Source organism: Neoasaia chiangmaiensis, from assembly GCF_002005465.1.
Classification (GTDB): domain Bacteria; phylum Pseudomonadota; class Alphaproteobacteria; order Acetobacterales; family Acetobacteraceae; genus Neoasaia; species Neoasaia chiangmaiensis.
Genome location: NZ_CP014691.1, coordinates 2,841,227 through 2,862,036 on the forward strand (window position 1 = coordinate 2,841,227; position 20,810 = coordinate 2,862,036).

Sequence of the window (20,810 nt, forward strand, 5' to 3'; positions counted from 1 at the left end):
CGCAATGTGTCCCTATAATTTAATCAATTCCACAACAAACTAGAGTCAGAGGGGAATAACGGTCATTAACGATTTAAAAACGGTGGAAACGTGTAATTAATGATTTTTTGATTTCCTGTATGCCACGATACTATTCTATTCTGATGTGGTAATTCGTTGTTTATTATATAATTGGTAAGTATCAATATTAAAGATATATAGGGGCTAAATCAATGCAAGAGATCCCGTTTGTATTGGCGAAAACCCCGGCAGCATCTTCTCTTGTTGATAAATTCCAGGAAGTTGAATTTTCCGGCATATATAGTAATTATGGCCCGAAGAATACACAGTTTGAAGCTGCTTTGCAGTCAAGACTGTTTGGCTCGCAAGGTTGCTGTCTGACTGTTTGCAATGCCACGATCGGCCTGATGACCGCGATGAAGCAGGCGGCCAGAAAGCGTCCGCGCACGTCGCCTTCACCTCGTTATGCCCTGATGCCGGCATTCACTTTTGCCGCTGCGGCACATGCTGCTCTCTGGGCAGGGTTCACGCCGCTCTTCTGTGATATTGACGCGGGAAGCTGGGGCGCCTGTCCGCAGTCCGAGCGCCGCCTGATTGCGAAATACGGCAGTGATATCGATCTGATCGTGCCATACGCGACATTCGGCAACAACATCGATCTGGACCACTACGAACGACTTCATCGTGAGACAGGTGCCGGCATTGTCGTTGATGCGGCGGCGTCCCTGGGGGCGATCGATGAACGTGGACGCGGCTTCGGTACGGGGTTCAGGCATCCTGTCGTGTACTCGATGCATGCAACCAAGACATTCGGCGTCGGTGAGGGGGGCGTTATTTATTGTGCTGATCCCGATACGATCGCGACCTTGAGGATAATGGGGAATTTCGGCTTCGGTGAGCCACGCTGCGCGACGATGCCCGGCCTGAATTCCAAGATGACCGAGATGACTGCGGTCGTGGCCCTCGAATGTCTCAAGACGATCAATGATGTTTCCGACAAGCGCGAGATGCTTGCCGATGCCTATCGCCGGTCGTTGATATCGGAATTCAAGCTGCAATCGCGCACCGGTCGACGCACGGCGTATCAGTTCATGCCACTCCTGTTGCCGAAATGGGTATCGCGCGATGCCGTGCGGGCCTCATTGAGCGCGCAAGGCATTGGAACGGGAGCGTATTTCTCTCCTCATCTGATGCAGCAGCCCTATTTCAGGGCGCAATGTGAAGCGGATGATCTGACGGTGACCGATGACGTCGGGGCGCGTATTCTTTCGTTGCCTTTGTGGACCGATATGACGACGTCCATCGTCGAGCGTGTCGTGACGGCATTGCATCAGTGCGTCCTGTCCAACCCCGCCGATCAGAGGGCTGCCTGATGAACGCGATCGAGACGTTGCGCCCGATGTCGAAAGGGACATACGGTCTGGTGATTGTCGGAGCCGGTCCGGCGGGGCTTGCGCCGCTTCTGGCGGCCGCGAAGGCGGGATCGCTGGGCGAAGTGCTGGAACGGGGCGTTTTTCTGGTCGATCGGGCAGCCCATGCCGGTGCCGGTCGTATTGGCAACTACATTATTCGCTCCGACAGTTCTGCCGAGACATTCGTGTCCTGCGTGCGTGATTGCCCCGTACCCGAGCTGGCTGCCCTTGCCGAGACGGAGATCGCACGTGATATCGCGGAAAAAGGCGCGGGGTGCATTCCTCTGGAGCAAGCCGGGCGCTTTCTGGCGATGGTGGGGCGCGTGCTTGCCGATCTGATTGCGGCATCGCCTCGGGGACGGGTTGCGCTCCGCACCGAAGTGCGTGAATTGCAGAAACAACCGGATGGTAGCTGGATTGCCACTCTTGAAAGCCATGCAGGGGACCGGCGCGAGCATGTGCGGTGCCTGACGGCGCTGGTGGCGACCGGGGCCAATCAGGATCGCGAGCGCCTGCGCCATATTCCGGTCGGGGGCAGGCCGTTGCTGCCGGCTTGCGACGCGCGGCTGGTGCAGTCGGACGAGTTCCTCAGTCATGACGGTTTCCGTCGCGCCATGGCGCGGCTGGCAGGGAAGGAAACGCCCCGTATCGCCATCGTTGGCGGTTCGACCAGCGCGATGTCCTGCGCGAAATATGCCCTGGAGGCATTGGGCGACAGGGCGATGCCTGGCGCCATTACGCTACTGCATCGGCGCCCGCTCTCGGTCTTCTATCATAGCCGAGAGGCGGCAGCGGCCGACGGTTATGAAGCATTCGACGATGATGACATCTGTCCCGTCAGCGGGTTCGTTCATCGCTTCGGTGGTTTTCGTTTCGACTCGCGCGAATTAATCAAGCAGATACTGGGGATCAATGTTGCGGCGGTGGAGAAACGGATCGTCTGTCAGCGTATCGTGGACGGAACGGATCACGCCGTCCGGGAGACACTGGAGCAGGCGGATCTGGTGATTGCGTGCCTGGGTTATCGTCCCGCCGGTGTCGCGCTGCGTGACGTCGACGGATTGCCGATTACCTTGCGGTCGGAAGTGGCCGATGCGCCGATGGTCAATCCCGCTTGCGGTCTGCTGGACAGCGATGGCGTGGAAATCGGCGGTCTGTATGGCATCGGTCTGGCGGCGGGCTATCGGCCTCCGCCGGAAATGGGGGGAGAGCGCAGTTTCTCGGGGCAGGTCAACGGTTTGTGGCTGTGGCAAAACGACGTCGGACGCCTTGCGATCACGCGCGTTCTGACGACGATACGCCGCTTCGATCATGCGAGTAGGTCCGTTGCCGCCTGATATCTCCCAGCAAATGGCCTATTCGGCGGCGGCTTGTCCGTTCGACTCGAGCTTCGAGACGAACCTCTGCCGCAAGGCCTACGACATTCTTGGCTGGCATATTGTCAGCCAACTGGCCTTGCCGCCGCGTGCGCGTGTGGTCGATGCGGGGTGTGGAACGGGTCGCTGGAGCGCTCGCTTCCTGAAGCGGGGTCACAACGTCACGGGGATCGAAAACGCGCCCGGGATGATTCAACGTCTGCACGACAGGGCGTTCGGTCCTGCTTTCATCTTATGCGAAAGCGACATGGAAACAGCCCGGATCGGCGATTCAGAAGCCGATCTCGTCATCGCCATTGGTTCGTTGCAATATTGTGACAATCAGGCACGCGTCATTCGACGGTTTTTTGATTGGCTTCGTCCCGGCGGGCAGGTGGCGATCATGGTGGATTCGCTCGGTGCGTTGGTCTCGGAGTGTATCCAGAAAGGCAAGGCCGAGGACGCGCTGAGATTCCTGCGCACCCGGCAGGGGTCCTACACAATGGATCACGTCGTCACGCCGCTTCATCTCTACGATCGATCGGAATTATGCGGCGAGTTTCTGGCGGCTGGCTTCGAGGACGTGGCGTGCACGGGGCTGGTGGTCAGCGCGGCCGCGCTGGGGCGGGAGGGCTGCTCGATCGCCATGCGTGAAAACGAGGCGGCCTTCCTGGCATGGGATGCGGCGCTGGCGGAAGATCCGTTCATGGCCGATAGCGGCCTGCATCTGATGCTGACCGCCCGTCGGCCGGGCTGAATTTCGGCTCAGGACACCGCCATCAGGGCCGCATCGCCACCCACCGCGGCGGTGTTGGTCGTGACAACCCGCTCCTCCAGCAACCACTCCGGGCGCGTGCCCTCGATCATGTAAATCGGCACCACACGGCCTTCGCGTGCCGTGACGGTTGCCGCTACCTGTTCGGCGGTGGGGGAATGCGGCTCCATCAGGATCGCAGCGCATTCGGGGATCGCGCCCGGATCGATCCGCTGGATATGCGACACCAGCGAGGGCGGCAGGCGTGTCATCCATTCCACCGCGGCATCGGGGGCTGCCACGAGTGCTGTGTTGCCGGCAGCAAGCGCGATGCCAACGGCGTCCAGAACGGCTGGCCAGCTATCCGCCGCGCAGATGACCGGACCGCGCGGGATCAGCGTGTGTACGTTTGTCTCGCCGACCGGGCCGGGCAGTGTGAGTGAGGCGCCACACAATGCGTGGCCGATCGCATCGCGCGCGCGGCGGGCAGCGGATGGCTCCCGCGTTTCCAGGAAGGCCAGTAATGAGCGCGCCGTCGCCGGAACGCTGCCGGGAACGAGCGGCGAATAGGCAGGGCATGCCGATAGCAGGCGACGAAGCGTCAGTGGGCCGCCCGCTTTGGGACCGGTTCCGGACAAGCCATTGCCGCCGAATGGCTGGGAGCCGACCACGGCACCGATCATGTTGCGATTGACGTAGAGATTGCCGGCGTTGATCCGCGAGCAAACGCGCTCGATGGTCGAGCGGACGCGGCTGTGCACGCCGAACGTCAGGCCGTAACCGGTGGCATTGACCGCATCGACCACGCCGTCGAGTTCCGACCGTGCAAAGCGACGCACATGCAGGACAGGGCCGAAAACCTCCCCGCCGATATCGGCCACGCGTCCGATCTCGATCAGCGTCGGCGCAATGAAATGACCGCGCACGCAGTCCGGCGAGAGTTCCGTGTGCCAGATCTTGCGTCCGGCACGGCGCATCCGGTCGATATGGTCGTCAATGCGGGCCTGAGCCTCGGCGGAGATGACGGGGCCGATATCCGTCTCGAGCAGGGCCGGATTGCCGACGCGCAGTTCGCGCATGGCGCCGCAGAGCATGGTCAGCAGGCGGTCGGCACATTCTTCCTGCACGAGGAGTACGCGCAGGGCGGAGCAGCGTTGTCCGGCACTGTCGAACGCGGAAGCGATGATATCGGCGACAGCCTGTTCCGGGAGTGCCGAGGAATCCACGATCATCGCGTTCTGGCCGCCGGTTTCGGCGACCAGCGGTACGGGCTGTCCGTTGCGGCCGATACGACCGAACAGCTGGCGGCTGATGAGTTTGGCCACAGCCGAGGAGCCGGTGAACATCACGCCGTCCACGCGCGGGTCTTCAACCAGCGCCGCGCCGACCGTGCCGTCGCCGGGCAGGAATTGCAGCGCGTCGGGCGGAATACCGGCTTCGTGCAGGAGTTCTACCGCACGCGCGGCGATCAGCGGCGTTTCCTCGGCGGGCTTGGCGATTACATTGTTGCCGGCAGCCAGTGCGGCGGCGATCTGCCCGATGAAAATGGCGAGCGGGAAATTCCATGGGCTGATGCAGACGATCGTCCCAAGCGGCGTGTGTGTGGCGTTGTCGAATGTTGCCCGGATCTGGGCCGCGTAGAACCGAAGGAAATCGACGGCTTCGCGCAGTTCGGCGATGGCATTCGGGAAGCTTTTGCCCGCCTCGCGGACGATCAGGCCGAGCAGTTCGTAATCAGCGCCTTCCAGCAGGTCGGCGGCGCGCTCGAGCGGGGTGGCGCGTTCGTCCGGCGTGCGTCCGGCCCAAATGGGTGAGGTCGCGGCGCGGTCGAGTGCGGCGAGAATGTCGGCGGGCGTCGCGTCGATCACCTCGCCGATATGGTCTTCGCCGATGGCCGGGTTATGAACCACCCGTCCGCGCCGGGGGGAAGTGGCTGCCGGGGTGACGGTCGGCGCGGCACGATAGTGGCGGGGCGTGGACAGGGTCGCGCTGAGTGCGCGGATTGTAGGCTCGTCCGTCAGATCGATGCCCAGCGCGTTGCGCCGTTCCGGCCCGAATAATTGAGGAGGGCGCGCGATATGCTCGTTGGCGCTGCCCGGGAGCGCTGCGGCGTGCGCGGTGTCGATCGGGTCATCGATCAGACGTTCGATCGGCATGTTGGCGTCGGCGGCCTGATTGACGAAGGACGAGTTGGCGCCGTTTTCCAGCAGACGGCGCACCAGATACGCCAGAAGTGTTTCGTAGGCACCGACGGGCGCATAGATTCGACAAGGGACATTCAATCCCTGTTTCGAAACGACAGGCTGATAGGTCGTTTCGCCCATGCCATGGAGGCACTGGAACTCATATCGGCCCGGAGAGTGCGGTCCGGCAAGCGCATGGATCGTCGCGATCGTGCGTGCGTTGTGGGTCGCGAATTGTGGATAGATATAATCCGGCGCGTCGAGCAACTGGCGCGCGCAGGCGATATAGCTGATATCCGTATGATGTTTCCGCGTGAAAACGGGGAAGTCGTCCTGTCCCTCGACCTGCGCCCGCTTGATCTCACTATCCCAATAGGCGCCCTTGACCAGTCGCACCATCAGACGATGACCCGTGCGTGCGCCCAGGGCAATCAGCCATTCCAGAACGCGTGGTGCGCGTTTGCCGTAGGCCTGCACCACGAAGCCGATGCCGTTCCAGCCGGCCAGTTCGGGCGCTTCGCAGAGGGATTGAAGCAGGTCGAGCGAGAGTTCGAGCCGTTCGCTTTCCTCGGCATCGATATTCAGCCCGATGTTCAACTGCCTCGCACGGACGGCAAGGGCCTTCAGGATCGGGGCCAGTTCCGTCATCACGCGCGCCCGCTGCGCGCGGCTGTAACGCGGGTGCAGGGCGGAGAGCTTGATGGACAGGCCGGGGCGTTCGTAAAGTGTATCCCCCCGCGCGTGCCTGCCGAGGGCTTCGAGCGCGTCGATATAATCCTGACGGAAGCGCGCGGCGTCGGCGGCGGTCAGCGCCGCTTCGCCGAGCATGTCGTATGAATAGGTGAAGCCTTCATGCTCGCGCGTACTGCTGTGACGGAGCGCCTGCGCGATCGTCTCCCCGATGACGAACTGGCCACCCATCATGCGGATCGCACGGTTGATTCCCTGTCGGACGAAAGGCGCGCTTCCTTTCGCGACAAGGCCGCGCAGGCCGTTCGGCGAGGCCGACAGACGGCTCGTGAGCGACATGCCCCAGGCGGCGGCGTTCACCAGCGTGGGTTGATTGCGCCCGATATAATCGCTCCATGTATTGCGTCCGATCTGATCGCGGATAAGGGCGTCGCGTGTGGCGGCGTCCGGAATACGCAGGAGCGCCTCGGCCAGGCACATCAACGCCACGCCTTCCTCCGAACCGAGGGAGAACGTCTGCATCAAAGCCTCGACGCCATTGCCCGCGCCGCGCGTGCGGAGATTCTGCGCCAGCATCAGCGCGGTGGCGTCGGCCTCGGCGGTTTGCCGTGGCGTCAGCTTGGCGGTTTCGAGAAGCGCTGCCATGCATTGTGGCTCCGGCAGGCGCCGTGCCTGGGAAATGGCGTCCCGAAGGGCGCACGGCTCCGGCTGCGAGGCGAGTAAACCGGCGAAAACGTTCATGGCTTCTCAGAAAAAAAATACGAGGAGGGCGCAGGCATATCGAAACACGCCTGCATGTCTTGCGATGTAGAGGATCGTCGCCGGTTTGAAAATCAGCGCGGCATGGGCAACGATCATTATGACGGCATTTTTCGATTAAGAGTTATTTAAGCCGGGCCCGGCATACTGCCCTTTCGATGGGAAAAGGTGGGAAGGGCTCGCGTGCGCAATCCTCATGACTGTAGCGTTACCAATGCGTCTGACCGGGATGCGATGCGACATCAGGCACGCTGCCACCTTGCCGCCCGGGAGTTCGTTGCGGCGCGTCGCATGGCCGTGCGCGTTCTTGCATACGATCCCGAAGACCGGGAGAGTTTGTCGATCCTGGGCGAAGCACATATGAAGGCCGGAAAGCCTGTCCAGGCATACGCGCCGTTGAAGCGTCGGCTGCGGCTGAAAGATGACTTCCCGATCCGTTTGCTGTTCATCGCATGTCTCGAGCTTTTGAAGCGCGGGGAGGAAGCGACTGCAGAGCGGCAAAGGGCACTGGAGACGTTGCCATCGGCAGGTCATGCGCATTTCCTGTTGGGTATGCTCTTCGAATCCGCCGGCGATCAGCATCAGGCAGAGAGGCTGTATCGAGGCAGTCTCGAGATCGCGCCGTCAGTCGCAGCGGTCCAGCATCGGCTGGGATGCCTGCTTGTCGTTCAGGGGCATCTCGCTTCCGGCATCGACTATCTTCGGCAGGCCATCGAAAACGATCCGACCCGTGCGCTGTACCTTGTCGATCTCAGTTCCGCGCTGGCCGGGCTGGGCGATTTCGATGCGGCGCGCGGCGCTGCGGAGAAAGCGCTCGCAATGGGCCCCGAGACGCACGCGGCGTTGCACAATCTCGGCCATGCCATGCTGAATCTGGACCGGGCAGCCGACGCGATCGGGATTTTCGATCAGGCGCTACGGCATGACGCCGAGCATCCGGCGACACGGTTTTCCCGTGCAACCGCATTTCTGAAGGCTGGTCGGTACGAAGAGGGGTGGCGGGAATATGAGTGGCGCTGGCGCGACTGCCAGCGACCGCGTAACGATATCAATGCGCCGATATGGTCAGGGGAGGACTTGTCGGGACGCCGCATCCTGCTGCATGCCGAGCAAGGCTATGGTGACACGCTGCAATTCGTGCGGCTGGCGTCCACGGTCGCGGCGCTGGGTGCCGAGGTCACGCTTCAGGTGCCTCAACCGCTCGTGCGTTTGCTAAGTGATGTGGTCGGCGTCACGCATGTTGTATCGGCGCTGACGCCCTGGATGACATTCGATTTTCATTGCCCGCTGGCGAGTTTGCCGCTTCGCGTCGGATTGACTGTCGCTTCCGTTCCTGACGCATCTTATTTGAGCGTGCCGCTTACTGAGCGTGTCCGGCAGGGAAACGCGGTCCGAAACCATATGGCAGGCAATGCCGCATGGCCCGATCTGATCGTCGGACTCGTCTGGGCAGGCGATCCGCGCCCGGGTCAGGCGCGGGCGCACATCATCGACCGCCGTCGGTCGGTCGATCTTGCCAGATTGGCGCCATTGTTCACCGTTCCCGGCGTGCGTTTCGCAGGTTTTCAGTTAGGTGCGGCGCGGGAACAAATTGAGACGTCGGGACTTCCGGTCGTGGACGTGACCGATGGAATTCTGGACTTTGCCGATACGGCCGCACGTCTGTCGGGCATCGACCTGTTGATTGCCGTCGATACGTCGATCGTCCATCTTGCGGGCGGGCTGGGCATGCCGGTCTGGATGATATCCCGCTTCGACAATTGCTGGCGGTGGATGGAAAACAGAAGCGACACTCCCTGGTATCCTGGAATGCGCATTTTGCGACAGTCGCAACCGGGTGATTGGGACAGCGTCATCGAGGAGGCGCGAGAGCTTCTGACGCAGTTCTCACAAATCTATCATGCTTCCGCACCGGCGAAGTCCCGCGTGGCATGATCCCGCAGCCATTTGGAGGCCTGCTGCAAATCGGCATGGAAACGTGCTTCTTCCGACTGGCGGCGTTCCGCGTCCGGAAGACGAAGCAAATATGAAGGATGTATGGTTGCCAGCCGTGCGGTTCCGTTCTCCATGATCGTCAAACGACCGCGGGATTGTGCAAGAGTCTGGTTGGTGAGTGATTTGAGCGCCGTGGCGCCTAGCGTTACGATCAGCGATGGTCTGACGATGGCGATTTCCTGCCGGAGCCACCAACGGCAGGCATCGACTTCGTGCGCGGTCGGCGTCTGATGGATGCGGCGTTTCCCACGTGGGGCAAATTTGAAATGTTTCACGGCGTTTGTCAGATAGGCCGAGTGGCGGTCCAGACCTGTATGCCGCATTGCGGCGTTCAGCACCTGACCCGCGGGTCCGACGAAGGGCGTTCCTTTCAGGTCTTCCTGATCGCCGGGTTGTTCGCCGATTATCATCAGTCGGGCGTGATCCGGGCCAGTGCCCGGCACCGTTTGCGTGGCATGGCAATGCAACGCACAGCGACGGCAGGCGGTCAGATCGTGTCTGAGTGACGGCAGGTCGATCGCGTCGCTACCGATATCGACCGGCTGTGCCTGCCGTTCGGTCAGACGCTGGTGAAATGCAGGTGCTTCACCGCTTGTCTGTTGGGCCATCGCCAGAACACGGGCCTCGGCTGTAGCAAGAAGATGGGGAATGGCCGACGCCTCAGGCAGGTTCTTCCAGTAACGTTTCGGCATTTCGGCGCGCATCGCCTTGGTCTTGATGCGCGCGGGATTGAAAATCGATTCATAGTAGGTCAGCCAGAGTGCATCCATGTCATCGCTGATGGCGGGCTGTGCGCAGAGTTCCAGTGAGATGGATGATGAGGTGCCGTCCCAGGCGATTGATCCTCTCGGCGTCAGGATGACCCAATCCATGTCAGCGAAGCGCGCCGTGAAAAATGGAGCAACGACTTCGAGAATATGGTGCTCAGGCTCGAACCACGCCAGAAATTGGCGACGATCGCCCGCGGGCGAAAGATGTTCCCGAAAACGCAGGAAAGCTTTCATCTTATGCGCATCGCGCCGCACCTGATGTTGCATGCGATATGCCCGTACGACATCGCTATCGGTCTTGATCGCCATCAGGTTCGGTTCCGCCTGGCTTCTCCAGGCCAGTCGATAGGCGAGAGTAAAGCGATCCGGATCGCGATGCCGAATGACATCCTCCAGAAGCTTCAGTGTCGAGGGGCGCAACGTGATCTGTGTTCTGACCGGCGGGCATTGGGTGAGGTCGGTTTCGTTCATGGTCGACCACAGCATTTCGTCCTGACCGGCCAGCCGCCATTCGATCTGTTCCGGCGTGATTTGAGCCTGCAAGGCCTGTCGCGCCTGGTGCCGCCACGTTTCGAATCGACCGTTATCGGCTTGAGTAAGGGTGAATTTCATAACAGTGACAATTGTTTTGGCTGGGGCAGAAACAGTGTTCGCAGGTCGCGGCGATCCGTCAGAGCGCTCGGCGACCATCCAGGCGCATGAACAAATGGTTTCAGTTTGCGGAGCGATACGTTCAGGCGGCTTAAATCCTCCAGGCGCAATTGACGATGCCGGCGGGAGGACAGAATGGCCGAGACGGCACGTGGCCCCAATCCCGGCACGCGAAGCAGCATTTCGCGACTGGCGCGATTAAGATCGAGCGGAAACAGCGCACGATTATCCAGCGCCCAGGCAAGCTTGGGATCGAGGTCGAGATCGAGCATCCCATCGGGACGCGAAGCCGTGATCTCATGAAAATCGAAACCATAAAAGCGAAACAGCCAGTCCGCCTGATACAGGCGATGTTCGCGCTGTAGTGGTGGCTGCATTGCCGGAAGAAGGCTGGATGCTTCGGGAATAGGGCTGAAAGCTGAATAATAAACGCGTTTGAGGTGATATCCGCTATAAAGTGACGCGCTGCTGGCCAGGATGGCGCTGTCGTTCGAGCTATCGGCACCGACAATCATCTGCGTGCTTTGCCCACCGGGCGCGAAGCGGCGTGCGACCCGACCGGTAAGGCTCTTGTCGCGACTGGCTTCGATATTCTGTCGCATGTTTCCCATCGCCGTCCGAATGCCGGACGACCGTTTTTGTGGGGCGTATTGAGCAAGGCCTGTTTCGGTCGGCATCTCGACATTGATCGAGACACGATCGGCATAAAGTCCGGCTTCTTCCAGCAGATGTGGCGCGGCGTCCGGGATTGTCTTGAGATGAATATATCCGCGAAAATTGTGTTTCAGCCGCAAGTCGCGTGCGACGCGTACCATCTCCTCCATCGTGTAATCGGACGAGCGGATGATCCCTGACGACAGGAAAAGCCCTTCGATATAGTTCCTTCTGTAGAACTCCAGGGTAATGAAAATCACGTCCTCGACTGAAAATCTCGTTCGTTCAACATTCGATGAGGACCGATTGATGCAATAGGCACAATCATAAATGCAGAAATTCGTCAGCAAGATTTTCAAGAGTGAGATGCAGCGGCCATCCGGCGTGTAGGAGTGGCAGATACCGCTGCGCGCATTCGACCCCAGGCCTCCCGATTGGCGGGAGTCGCGTTTTTCCGCACCGCTTGACGCACAGGAAGCGTCATACTTTGCGGCATCTGAAAGAATGGCGAGGCGAGCGGAAAGCGTTTTCTTCATAGCGAAGTTCACCATATGTTCTTATTCGGAAAACACAAAGAAAAAAGCGTGGGCCCACGGCATCGTAAAAACTGTTGGGAATTTGTTAACCGATTCGATGCTCATCTGGCTCTGCAAAAAATTGCAAAAGCGGAGAAAATTCCATGAGCCTGTCGATCAACACCAATAATGCCGCAATGGCGGCGCTTCAGAGCCTTAACCAGACGACCGCAGCGTTAAATCAGACGCAGAACAGGGTTTCGACCGGCAAGGATGTCAATTCCGCCTCGGACAACCCCGCGGTCTATGCGATCTCGCAGTCGATGAATTCGCAGATTGCGGCCCTTTCGGGTGTTCAGTCGGGTTTGCAGTTGTCCGGCCAGGTGTTGAATACGGCATCGACACAGGCCTCGAATATTTCGATGGCGCTATCGAGTTTGTCGCAAAGCATTATCACCGCCGAGTCGAATGGCTTCAACGCCAACACCATGCAGCAGCAAATCAACAATACGCTGTCGCAGATCGATTCCTACGCCAACAGCGCGACGATGCAGGGAATCAACCTTCTCTCCGGCGCCACTGGTAATGGGGTGAAATACACGTCGATCTCGACGGCGCAGGACGTCAACGGCACGCTCTACACACAGAGCGGCTTCAATGCCACGTCCGCAGGGTTGGGGCTGGCAGGTCTGAATATCAATCAGCAGGGCGCTTCCATCGACTTGGGGAAAGACCAGTTCGTCAACGCGGATTCGGGAACGACTGCGGCTGCGAGTAATCTGCAAATCAAAAATACCGCTGCGACGGCGAGCACCGGCACAGCACAAAATCCGGCGATCAGCTACAATTTCGTCATGGATAATCATGGGGGAACCGGCAGTTCGACCGGGCTTTCGTCGAATGCCACCATTGGTGCTCAACTGGCTTCGGCAATCGGCATTACGACGGCGGCAAATCTGACGGTCGGCACTGACGGTACGATTTCGGATACGGATACGTCGGTCACCCTTAGCAAGCAGTCGACCGATAGCAGCGGCAATACGACTTATGCCTTCAGCAATGGAACGTCCATCACCGCGTCAAAGGATGCCAGCGGGAATACGACGTTTACCGCGTCGACTGCCTTCGACGCGAATGGTAATGCAACGGCTCAGACCGTTGTCGTGGATGTGAACACCAAATCGGCGTCGGCTCTGCCCTCGACCGCGACGACGGGGTCGAAAATTTCAGCGCAGACCCAGGCGCAGACCGATTTGTTGACGACCGCCATGTCCAACGCCGGCTTTCAGGTGACAGCGGATGCCAACAATACGCTGACAATCAGCGGCAACAATATTGATGGCACATCCAATCTGCCTTCGTTCGGAAAAACACTCAATGATTCATCGGGTGCGGCCGTGACAACGGATGTGACGGGATCGGCGGCAAGCGGGTCACAAATTGCACTGGCGACCGTGCAGGCAGCTATTACGAAAATGGGCTCGATTTCGGTATCGCTTGGATCGAGCACGAATCAGGTCTCCCAGATACAGACCTCGGTCAGCAGTTTGTCGAATGCGCTGACGACCGGTGTGGGTGCGCTGACCGACGCGGATCTGGCTGCTGAGAGCGCCAAACTGACGTCGCTCCAGACAAAACAACAACTTGCAATCCAGTCGCTCTCAATTGCCAATTCACAGTCTTCAACCCTATTGAGTCTCTTCAGGGGCTAACAACCAAAGCCGCCTCGAGAGGTAATGCCGATTGGGGCGGCTCAATGAGCAGCCGTATTTCAGAGAAAATTCAAATTTGATATAAAGGCATAAAATTGAATTACGCGGTCTCGAGGTATGTCCGGCAGACGGACAGTGGTCTCTCTTCGAAGGATGTCGAAATTGACTCCTTTAAAAGAGCGAATAATCTTCTTCTCAATGCCGGCACAGTGGACGAGCGGCGTTCGGCGCTTCGTATCAATTATATGATGTGGAGTATTTTGACGCGCGGCGTGGATCGGACCGACAATCTTTTGCCGGATTTATTGAAAAAAGACCTGATTAGCCTGGGCGGGTGGGTCATGAATTTCAGCAATGCCGCGTTAAACGACTCAAGCGATCTACAACCTTTGATAGATATCAATCGGGATATGATTGATGGTTTGAATCAATCAAAAGAGGTTGCTCAGCAAAAGTCAGAAAGACATGACGGCGTTTTCGGAATGGCAGTGTAGTGCCAGCATGAGGTGATTGTTGGTGGCAAAGTCCACGTTCAGGACTGGACAGGACCGTATATTTTCAGAAAGGCATCCCCTGTCTTTCGCGCAACTTCTTGAATGGCCGCCTTGCTGCAATCAACGGGAAGCTCTAGTCGCCGACGTTGAATAATTCGTGTCTGGCACAATGCGAAGAATTGCTCGGCTGCGAAAACAGGGTCATCTATCGCGAGATTGCCTTTTTTGCTCTCGTTTTCAAGCCATGCCGACATATTCCTCAATACGATGCCGGAACCGTAACGCCAGAAGATGTCCGCCAGATGAGGAAATTTGGGTGCTTCGGAAACAATAATTCGATACATGCCCACCGGGCTTGGGCTAATTAGGATAGTGATAAATTCAGCAGCAGCCGTAACAAGTGTTTCTGCACAATTTCCTTCAGGCGTTGAAATGCGCTCGAACATCGTTGCAAGTTTGAGTCTGCTGAGTTCATCAATTAGCGCAGCAAAAAGATCGGCTTTATTTTCAAAGTGATTGTAGAGCGTGCCTTTTGAGACCTTGGCGCGTTGCGCGATCTGGGACATCGACGCGCCTTCGTAGCCATGTTCCAGAAAAACGGCCTCTGCGCCGCGCAAGACCTGTTGACGCTTTGCACAAAAGTGTTGCGTTGCCGACGCATCCTCCGGGTTTGAAGCAGAGTTGGCGAAGTCGTCAGGCATCAGAATAGGGGTCCGTGATATATGAAAGGCGCACAAATTGAGCGCAGGAAGATCATTCAGATCTTTCCTATGCTGACCGAACCGGTCGATCAGCGCAAGAATTAATTGTCCGATCGGTCAGGTGCGTCGTGTGCGGCGGGCTGCTGGGCTTGCGCATAATCGAGGAAGGCAAATCCTTAGGCTTTGACCGCTACGGCCTGATTGCATCCAAGATGCGCAGACAACGCAGGTCACATCACGAAACGAATGCCTGCGCTGGATAGCCTTGTGCAAAAAGATGCGCACGCAGGCCCGCATGATTGACCTGCGTTACGATCTCCTCGCGAACGTGTGGCTTTGCGTGATATGCAATCCCCAGCCCGGCTGCTCTCAACATGGGAAGATCGTTTGCGCCATCACCGGTGGTCAACGTGGCGCCTAACTTGACGCCTCGTTCCGCCGCAAGGCGTTCGAGATGCTGAAGTTTGGCATTGGGGCCCAGGATTGGTGCTGCCAGCTCTCCGGTCAGGACACCGTTCCGTATGGCAAGTTCATTTCCGTGATGCTCATCGAAACCGCACGCCGCAGCAACATGATGGGTGAAATAGGTGAACCCACCCGAGACCAACGCCGTGCGTGCGTTATGTGCTTTCATGGTCTGGACCAGCGTTTTTGCGCCGTCCTGAATGACGAGCTTTTCGAGGACTTTTTTCAGGGTGTCGGCGTTTTTCCCTTTTAGTAACGCGACGCGCGCCTGAAGCGCCGCATCGAAGTCCATTTCGCCGTTCATCGACGCCTCAGTGATGCGCCGCACCTCGTCGCCACATCCTAAGAGATCCGCAAGATCGTCCAGCGTTTCATTCTTCAGGATCGTGCTGTCCATGTCGGCAACCAGCACGGCCTTGCGGCGTCCACGACTTTTCAGCAGCAGCGCGTCGACCTGATGTCGTGCGAAACTTGCGCGCAGCGTCGCTGCCGACGGCGAGCCGGCACCGGGTGCGGGGCAGGGGATGTCGACCGCTTCGCCCGGCGAGAGGATGTTGGGCTTGGCGCCCTTCACCATGTTTCGCGCAACGTCGATCACCGCGGTGGGAAGTGTGCCGTTTTCACGATTGGCGACAAGAGTCAAAACATAAGGAAGGGTCATCTGGGCTCGAAAACTAACGACGATTATGGCAGGGGATGCGCCATGACACACTCCCGGATCGCGATCATTGTGGCGGGACCGACCTGCTCGGGCAAGTCGGCGCTCGCGCTGAATCTGGCAACGCGGTTCGGGGGACATGTTCTCAATGCCGATTCAATGCAGGTTTATCGCGACTTGCGCGTTCTGACGGCACGCCCGTCGGAGCACGATGAAAACGCTGCCCCTCATCGGCTTTACGGTGTGCTGGATGCGGAAAAGGCGGGCAGTGTGGCGTGGTGGCGCTCGGCGGCGCTTGACGCCATGGCAACTGCCTGGCGTGCCGGTGCTGTGCCGATCCTGTGCGGGGGCACAGGCATGTATCTCCGGGCACTCACGGATGGTCTGGTCGAAGTGCCGGATCCGGGGGCATCGGCGCGGGAGGAAGCGCGTACGATGATTGAGGTGGAGGGCGCGGCATCCGTCCATGCGCGGCTGGCGGCAGTGGACCCGGAAACGGCAAGCGGCCTTCGCGCCACGGATGGGCAGCGGATTGCGCGCGCCTGGGAAGTCTGGCGCGGTACGGGGCATGGTCTGGCATGGTGGCGGAAGCAACCGGGTCTGCCGCCTGCACCCTGCCGGTTTCTGGCCGTGCGTCTCGATCCCCCGCGCCCCTTGTTGCGGGAGGCAATCGCAAAGCGATTCCGGACAATGCTCGACGAGGGAGCGTTGGCGGAAGTGGATGCCCTGATGGCACGCGATCTTTCATCCGCCCTGCCAGCCATGCGTGCGCATGGCGTGCCGGAATTGATCGCTTACCGTCATGGGACGATCGGTCTGGACGAAGCGCTGGAACGGGCAGTCCTGGCGACGGGACGCTACACGCGCCGACAGGCGACATGGTTCAATCATCATTCTCTGGCAACTGACGAAGACACATACATTTCGCGCGATAGATTCGACCCGTCTGCGCAACTTTCGAAAAGAGAATCAGATAAAATAGAAATTTTCATACATGAGCGATTGACGTGCGTCTAAGCACCGCCTAAACCCGCCCGCTCAACCAGAGGGGTGCGATCAATGGACGCGTCGATACGACAGGATGAACGGAACACACCAGCGCTGAATGGCGCCGAGGTGCTTCTGCGCGTCCTCGTCGAACAGGGTGTCGAGGTTATTTTCGGCTATCCGGGCGGCGCCGTGCTGCCGATCTACGACGCGCTCTTCAAGCAGGATAGCATACGGCATGTGCTGGTGCGGCACGAACAGGCTGCCGTGCATGCCGCGGAAGCCTATGCGCGCTCGACGGGCAGGGTGGGCGTGGTGCTGGTCACCAGCGGTCCGGGTGCCACGAATGCCGTGACGGGTCTGGTCGACGCGCTGATGGATTCCATTCCTGTAGTCTGTTTGTCGGGACAGGTGCCGACGGCGCTGATCGGCAATGATGCGTTTCAGGAAGCGGATACGACCGGCATCACGCGTCCTGCGACCAAGCACAATTACCTGGTCAAGCGGCCGTCCGACCTGGCGCCGATCGTGCGTGAGGCTTTCGAGGTGGCGCGTGGCGGTCGGCCCGGTCCGGTTCTGATCGACCTGCCGAAGGACATCACGGTCGGCAAGGCGCCCATGCCGGCACCCGGGCAGGGTCGGCTGCACCGTCTTTACAACCCACGTCTGGATGCGGACCGTAACGCGCTGGCGCAGACGATCGCCGCGATGAAGCGTGCCAAACGACCGCTTTTTTACACGGGCGGCGGTGTCATCAATTCCGGGCCGCAGGCTTCAGCCGCGCTGCGCGAGCTTGCACGACGCACGGGTTTTCCCGTCACTTCGACATTGATGGGATTGGGCGCGTTCCCCACCACCGACAGGCAGTTCCTTGGCATGCTGGGCATGCATGGCAGTTATGAAGCGAATCTGGCGACGCATGGCTGCGATCTCCTGATCGCGCTCGGCGCGCGTTTCGACGATCGCGTGACAGGACGGGTTGATGCGTTCTCCCCGGATTCATTCAAGGTGCATGCCGATATCGATCCGTCCCAGATCAACAAGATCATCCGCGTGGACGTGGCGCTTCAGGGCGATGTCGGGCGCACGATCGAGGCGTTGCTGGCCGCCTGGGATGGCGATGGGCAGGATATTTCCGAATGGTGGGCGCAGATCGAGGCGTGGCGGGCGCTCGACAGCTTCGGTTTCGAGCAGGACAAGAAGGCCGATGCCATTATCAGGCCGCAATATGCCGTCCGGCGTCTGTATGAACTGGCAAGCGCCACCGGGCGTGACACGTTTGTGACCACGGAGGTCGGCCAGCACCAGATGTGGGCCGCGCAGCACTTCCAGTTCGACAAGCCGAACCGCTGGCTGACATCGGGCGGTCTCGGGACGATGGGTTATGGTCTTCCAGCCGCCGTGGGCGCGCAGGTGGCCAATCCCGATGCGTTGGTGATCGATATCGCCGGTGAAGCGTCGACCCTGATGAATATTCAGGAACTGGGGACGATCGCGCAATATCGCCTGCCGGTTAAGCTGTTCATCCTGAACAACCGCTATATGGGCATGGTCCGGCAATGGCAGGAATTGCTGCACGGTTCACGGTATTCGCAGTCTTACAGCGAGGCGCTGCCCGATTTCGTGCGACTGGCCGAAGCATTTCATGGAACGGGGCTTCGTGCGACGTGCGTCGGCGAGCTGGATGGCGTGATCGAACGCATGTTGGCGCATGACGGTCCGGTTGTCGCCGATATCTGTGTTGCGCAGGATGAAAACTGCTACCCGATGATTCCGTCGGGCGCGCCGCATAACGAGATGTTGCTGGGCCCGGATGCCGAAGCCAATGCCGCAAAAGTGACGCAGGAAGGGATGATGCTGGTCTGATGTCCGACGATATTCAAACAGCCGTTATCGCGGTGCTGATCGAGAACGAGAGCGGTGCGCTGGCGCGCGTCGTCGGGCTGTTTTCCGGGCGCGGCTACAATATCGAGAGCCTGACGGTTTCGGTCGTCGATCCGGCACAGTCCCTCTCCCGTATCACGATCGTGACCTCGGGCACGGCGATGGTGATCGCGCAGATCAAGGCGCAGCTCGCCCGGTTGATCCCCGTGCATGGCGTCAGCGATCTGACGGCCAGCGGGCCTTATGTGGCGCGCGAGATGGCTTTGGTCAAAGTTGTCAGCCATGGCGAGTCACGCACCGAAGGCATGCGCATCGCCGACGCTTTCCGGGCGCGCATCGTCGATACGACGGCGGGCTCGTTCGTTTTCGAGATGACGGGCGCGGCGGAGAAGATCGACGCGTTTGTCGAACTCATGCGCCCGCTGGGTCTGGCCGAGGTATCGCGAACCGGTATCGCCGCCATCACGCGCGGGCCTGAAACCTTTCATTCCAACCAGGAGTCTTTCTGATGCGTGTCTATTACGATCGCGACGCCGATCTGGGTCTGATCAAGAGCAAGAAGGTCGCGATCATCGGCTACGGCAGCCAGGGTCACGCGCACGCCAACAACCTCAAGGACAGCGGCGTTCCGGAGATCGTCATCGGCCTGCGTCCTGAGTCCTCGGCGGTGAAGAAGGCGCAGGACGCCGGTTTCACGGTGATGAGCCCGTCCGAAGCCGCGGCCTGGGCCGATGTCGTCATGGTGCTGACGCCGGATGAGGGCCAGGGTGCGCTCTATAAGGAACATCTGGAGAAGAACCTGAAGCAGGGCGCGGCACTGGCATTCGCGCACGGTCTTTCCATTCATTTCCGCATCATCGAGGCCCGTCCGGATCTGGATGTGTTCCTGATTGCGCCGAAGGGGCCCGGCCATACGGTTCGCTCCGAATACCAGAAGGGTGGCGGCGTGCCGTCGCTGGTGGCGGTTGCGCAGAATGCATCCGGTTCGGCGCTGGAAATCGCGCTGTCCTACGCATCGGCCAATGGTGGTGGTCGCGCCGGCATCATCGAGACCAGCTTCAAGGAAGAAGTCGAAACCGATCTGTTCGGCGAGCAGGCCGTGCTGTGCGGTGGTCTTGTCGAACTGATCCGCGCGGGTTTCGAAACGCTGGTCGAAGGCGGTTATGCGCCGGAAATGGCCTATTTCGAGTGCCTGCACGAGATGAAGCTGATCGTGGATCTGATCTACGAAGGCGGCATCGCGAACATGAACTATTCGATCTCGAACACGGCGGAATACGGCGAATATGTCACGGGGCCGCGCATCGTCACGCCGGAAACCAAGGCAGAGATGAAGCGTGTGCTGACCGATATTCAGGATGGCACGTTCGTGCGTAATTTCATTCTGGAGAACCAGTCCGGCGGTGTGGGCTTCAAGGCCATTCGTGCCCGCAACGACGCGCACCAGATCGAGAAGGTGGGCGAGAAGCTGCGCGAGATGATGCCCTGGATCGCCAAGGGCAAGCTGGTGGACAAGGCCCGCAACTAAAATCTTGCCGATTGAATCGGAGAATGAGCCCCGCACCAAGGTGTGGGGCTTTTTTATGCCGGGCGCCTCTCGGTCAAAGAGGTTCGTTCGACACTTGCGATCGTCGTCAGGCGGCTGATTTGCTTCGGCGTCGTCTGGCCGATGGTTGATCGTCGGATTTGAGCAGCGACTCAAGGCTGCCGATACGCCGCTTGAGGGATGCGATAAGCTGGCGCCGTTTGCCGTCAGCATATTCCTGTGCTTCTTCCCGGGTGAAGAAGCAGTCCTTGCCCAGACGAAAGGCGTGGCTGCCGTCCTCCGGCGTGAACCAGCCATCGTCGCGCGCGGTGCCGCGCACGGCCTGCACGTTGCGACGCAGCGCATGCTTTGTCAGCCAGACCTCCTGCACCTTGTTGGCGTCATCGAGATTGAGGCGGCGAATGGCTCCGGAACTGGTTTTCTCCGCCCAGAGAGCCGGCGCAATGTCTGCGGTGGAACGGCTCCTTTTTTCCTCAAGGCGCGGGGATCGCCGGGTTGCACCTGTTGCGGGCGAAATGGTCAGGGGAATCGAACGTGTCATGGATATTCTCTGGAAATAATTGGCTTTTCATGGCGCCGAAGCCGGACTGTTGACTGGCGATGGGGCGGCGCTTGTCAGGCAGGG

General features: G+C 59.6%; 16 protein-coding genes. 10 read left to right on the forward strand and 6 right to left on the reverse strand.

Going from position 1 to position 20,810, the window contains the following annotated elements; translation table 11 throughout:
- Positions 1-212: 212 nt before the first annotated feature.
- The 3 genes from A0U93_RS13490 to A0U93_RS13500 are packed head-to-tail and all read left to right on the forward strand — an operon-like array spanning position 213 to position 3,524.
- Positions 213-1,373 carry a DegT/DnrJ/EryC1/StrS family aminotransferase gene (locus A0U93_RS13490; protein ID WP_077807786.1) on the forward strand — a complete coding sequence of 387 codons (1,161 nt, stop codon included), beginning with the start codon at positions 213-215 and terminating at the stop codon, positions 1,371-1,373.
- Positions 1,373-2,749 carry an FAD-dependent oxidoreductase gene (locus A0U93_RS13495; protein ID WP_077807787.1) on the forward strand — a complete coding sequence of 459 codons (1,377 nt, stop codon included), beginning with the start codon at positions 1,373-1,375 and terminating at the stop codon, positions 2,747-2,749. The genes A0U93_RS13490 and A0U93_RS13495 overlap by 1 nt, the downstream gene beginning before the upstream one ends.
- The gene (locus tag A0U93_RS13500; protein WP_211274016.1) at positions 2,739-3,524 is read left to right on the forward strand and encodes a class I SAM-dependent methyltransferase; all 786 of its coding nucleotides are present in this window, start codon (positions 2,739-2,741) and stop codon (positions 3,522-3,524) included. Before A0U93_RS13495 ends, A0U93_RS13500 begins: the two co-directional genes overlap by 11 nt.
- A gap of 8 nt (positions 3,525-3,532) precedes the next feature.
- On the opposite strand, the gene putA is transcribed toward A0U93_RS13500, so the two are convergent.
- Entirely contained in the window at positions 3,533-7,135 is a 3,603-nt protein-coding gene (gene putA, locus A0U93_RS13505) for a bifunctional proline dehydrogenase/L-glutamate gamma-semialdehyde dehydrogenase PutA (RefSeq protein ID WP_077807788.1), read from the reverse strand.
- Positions 7,136-7,336: 201 nt separating this feature from the next.
- Between putA and A0U93_RS13510 the strand changes: the two genes are divergently transcribed.
- Positions 7,337-9,088 carry a tetratricopeptide repeat protein gene (locus A0U93_RS13510; RefSeq protein WP_147150661.1) on the forward strand — a complete coding sequence of 584 codons (1,752 nt, stop codon included), beginning with the start codon at positions 7,337-7,339 and terminating at the stop codon, positions 9,086-9,088.
- Here the strand turns inward: A0U93_RS13510 and A0U93_RS13515 are convergent.
- Complete coding sequence (locus A0U93_RS13515; RefSeq protein ID WP_077807790.1) at positions 9,052-10,530, reverse strand: UdgX family uracil-DNA binding protein; 1,479 nt, start codon at positions 10,528-10,530, stop codon at positions 9,052-9,054. The two genes, A0U93_RS13510 and A0U93_RS13515, sit on opposite strands and share 37 nt — an antisense overlap.
- On the reverse strand, positions 10,527-11,759 hold the full coding sequence (locus tag A0U93_RS13520; protein ID WP_077808546.1) for a putative DNA modification/repair radical SAM protein: 1,233 nt from the start codon (positions 11,757-11,759) through the stop codon (positions 10,527-10,529). Before A0U93_RS13520 ends, A0U93_RS13515 begins: the two co-directional genes overlap by 4 nt.
- Before the next feature lie 143 nt (positions 11,760-11,902).
- Between A0U93_RS13520 and A0U93_RS13525 the strand changes: the two genes are divergently transcribed.
- Positions 11,903-13,450, forward strand: a complete 1,548-nt coding sequence (locus A0U93_RS13525) for a flagellin N-terminal helical domain-containing protein (RefSeq protein WP_077807791.1) — start codon at positions 11,903-11,905, stop codon at positions 13,448-13,450.
- 95 nt (positions 13,451-13,545) lie between these two features.
- Positions 13,546-13,944 (forward strand): flagellar biosynthesis regulator FlaF, encoded by a 399-nt coding sequence (locus A0U93_RS13530; RefSeq protein WP_169852771.1) that lies wholly within the window; start codon positions 13,546-13,548, stop codon positions 13,942-13,944.
- 38 nt (positions 13,945-13,982) lie between these two features.
- Here the strand turns inward: A0U93_RS13530 and A0U93_RS13535 are convergent, their stop codons facing one another.
- Both A0U93_RS13535 and serB read right to left on the reverse strand, forming a co-directional pair.
- Positions 13,983-14,645: a TetR/AcrR family transcriptional regulator gene (locus A0U93_RS13535; protein WP_077807793.1), complete on the reverse strand. Its 663-nt coding sequence runs from the start codon at positions 14,643-14,645 to the stop codon at positions 13,983-13,985.
- Between the two features lie 235 nt (positions 14,646-14,880).
- The gene (serB, locus tag A0U93_RS13540) at positions 14,881-15,771 is read right to left on the reverse strand and encodes a phosphoserine phosphatase SerB (protein ID WP_077807794.1); all 891 of its coding nucleotides are present in this window, start codon (positions 15,769-15,771) and stop codon (positions 14,881-14,883) included.
- A gap of 42 nt (positions 15,772-15,813) precedes the next feature.
- On the opposite strand from serB, the gene miaA reads away from it, so the two are divergent.
- From miaA to ilvC, 4 genes are read left to right on the forward strand one after another with little or no spacing between them, the layout of a single operon-like run.
- Entirely contained in the window at positions 15,814-16,785 is a 972-nt protein-coding gene (miaA, locus tag A0U93_RS13545) for a tRNA (adenosine(37)-N6)-dimethylallyltransferase MiaA (RefSeq protein WP_077807795.1), read from the forward strand.
- Positions 16,786-16,827: 42 nt separating this feature from the next.
- Positions 16,828-18,621: a biosynthetic-type acetolactate synthase large subunit gene (gene ilvB, locus A0U93_RS13550; RefSeq protein WP_077807796.1), complete on the forward strand. Its 1,794-nt coding sequence runs from the start codon at positions 16,828-16,830 to the stop codon at positions 18,619-18,621.
- Entirely contained in the window at positions 18,621-19,148 is a 528-nt protein-coding gene (ilvN, locus tag A0U93_RS13555) for an acetolactate synthase small subunit (RefSeq protein ID WP_077807797.1), read from the forward strand. Before ilvB ends, ilvN begins: the two co-directional genes overlap by 1 nt.
- On the forward strand, positions 19,148-20,167 hold the full coding sequence (ilvC, locus tag A0U93_RS13560) for a ketol-acid reductoisomerase (protein WP_077807798.1): 1,020 nt from the start codon (positions 19,148-19,150) through the stop codon (positions 20,165-20,167). Before ilvN ends, ilvC begins: the two co-directional genes overlap by 1 nt.
- A gap of 106 nt (positions 20,168-20,273) precedes the next feature.
- Here the strand turns inward: ilvC and A0U93_RS13565 are convergent, their stop codons facing one another.
- The gene (locus A0U93_RS13565) at positions 20,274-20,726 is read right to left on the reverse strand and encodes a hypothetical protein (RefSeq protein ID WP_077807799.1); all 453 of its coding nucleotides are present in this window, start codon (positions 20,724-20,726) and stop codon (positions 20,274-20,276) included.
- Positions 20,727-20,810 lie beyond the last annotated feature (84 nt).

Bases quoted from the DNA above. Each gene is read 5' to 3' on its own strand.
- A0U93_RS13495 (WP_077807787.1), top strand. From the start codon at position 1,373: ATGAACGCGATCGAGACGTTGCGCCCGATGTCGAAAGGGACATACGGT.
- A0U93_RS13525 (WP_077807791.1), top strand. From the start codon at position 11,903: ATGAGCCTGTCGATCAACACCAATAATGCCGCAATGGCGGCGCTTCAG.
- A0U93_RS13515 (WP_077807790.1), bottom strand. From the start codon at position 10,530: ATGAAATTCACCCTTACTCAAGCCGATAACGGTCGATTCGAAACGTGG.
- ilvC (WP_077807798.1), top strand. From the start codon at position 19,148: ATGCGTGTCTATTACGATCGCGACGCCGATCTGGGTCTGATCAAGAGC.
- A0U93_RS13490 (WP_077807786.1), top strand. From the start codon at position 213: ATGCAAGAGATCCCGTTTGTATTGGCGAAAACCCCGGCAGCATCTTCT.
- miaA (WP_077807795.1), top strand. From the start codon at position 15,814: ATGACACACTCCCGGATCGCGATCATTGTGGCGGGACCGACCTGCTCG.
- A0U93_RS13520 (WP_077808546.1), bottom strand. From the start codon at position 11,759: ATGAAGAAAACGCTTTCCGCTCGCCTCGCCATTCTTTCAGATGCCGCA.
- A0U93_RS13535 (WP_077807793.1), bottom strand. From the start codon at position 14,645: ATGCCTGACGACTTCGCCAACTCTGCTTCAAACCCGGAGGATGCGTCG.
- A0U93_RS13565 (WP_077807799.1), bottom strand. From the start codon at position 20,726: ATGACACGTTCGATTCCCCTGACCATTTCGCCCGCAACAGGTGCAACC.
- serB (WP_077807794.1), bottom strand. From the start codon at position 15,771: ATGACCCTTCCTTATGTTTTGACTCTTGTCGCCAATCGTGAAAACGGC.
- putA (WP_077807788.1), bottom strand. From the start codon at position 7,135: ATGAACGTTTTCGCCGGTTTACTCGCCTCGCAGCCGGAGCCGTGCGCC.
- ilvB (WP_077807796.1), top strand. From the start codon at position 16,828: ATGGACGCGTCGATACGACAGGATGAACGGAACACACCAGCGCTGAAT.
- ilvN (WP_077807797.1), top strand. From the start codon at position 18,621: ATGTCCGACGATATTCAAACAGCCGTTATCGCGGTGCTGATCGAGAAC.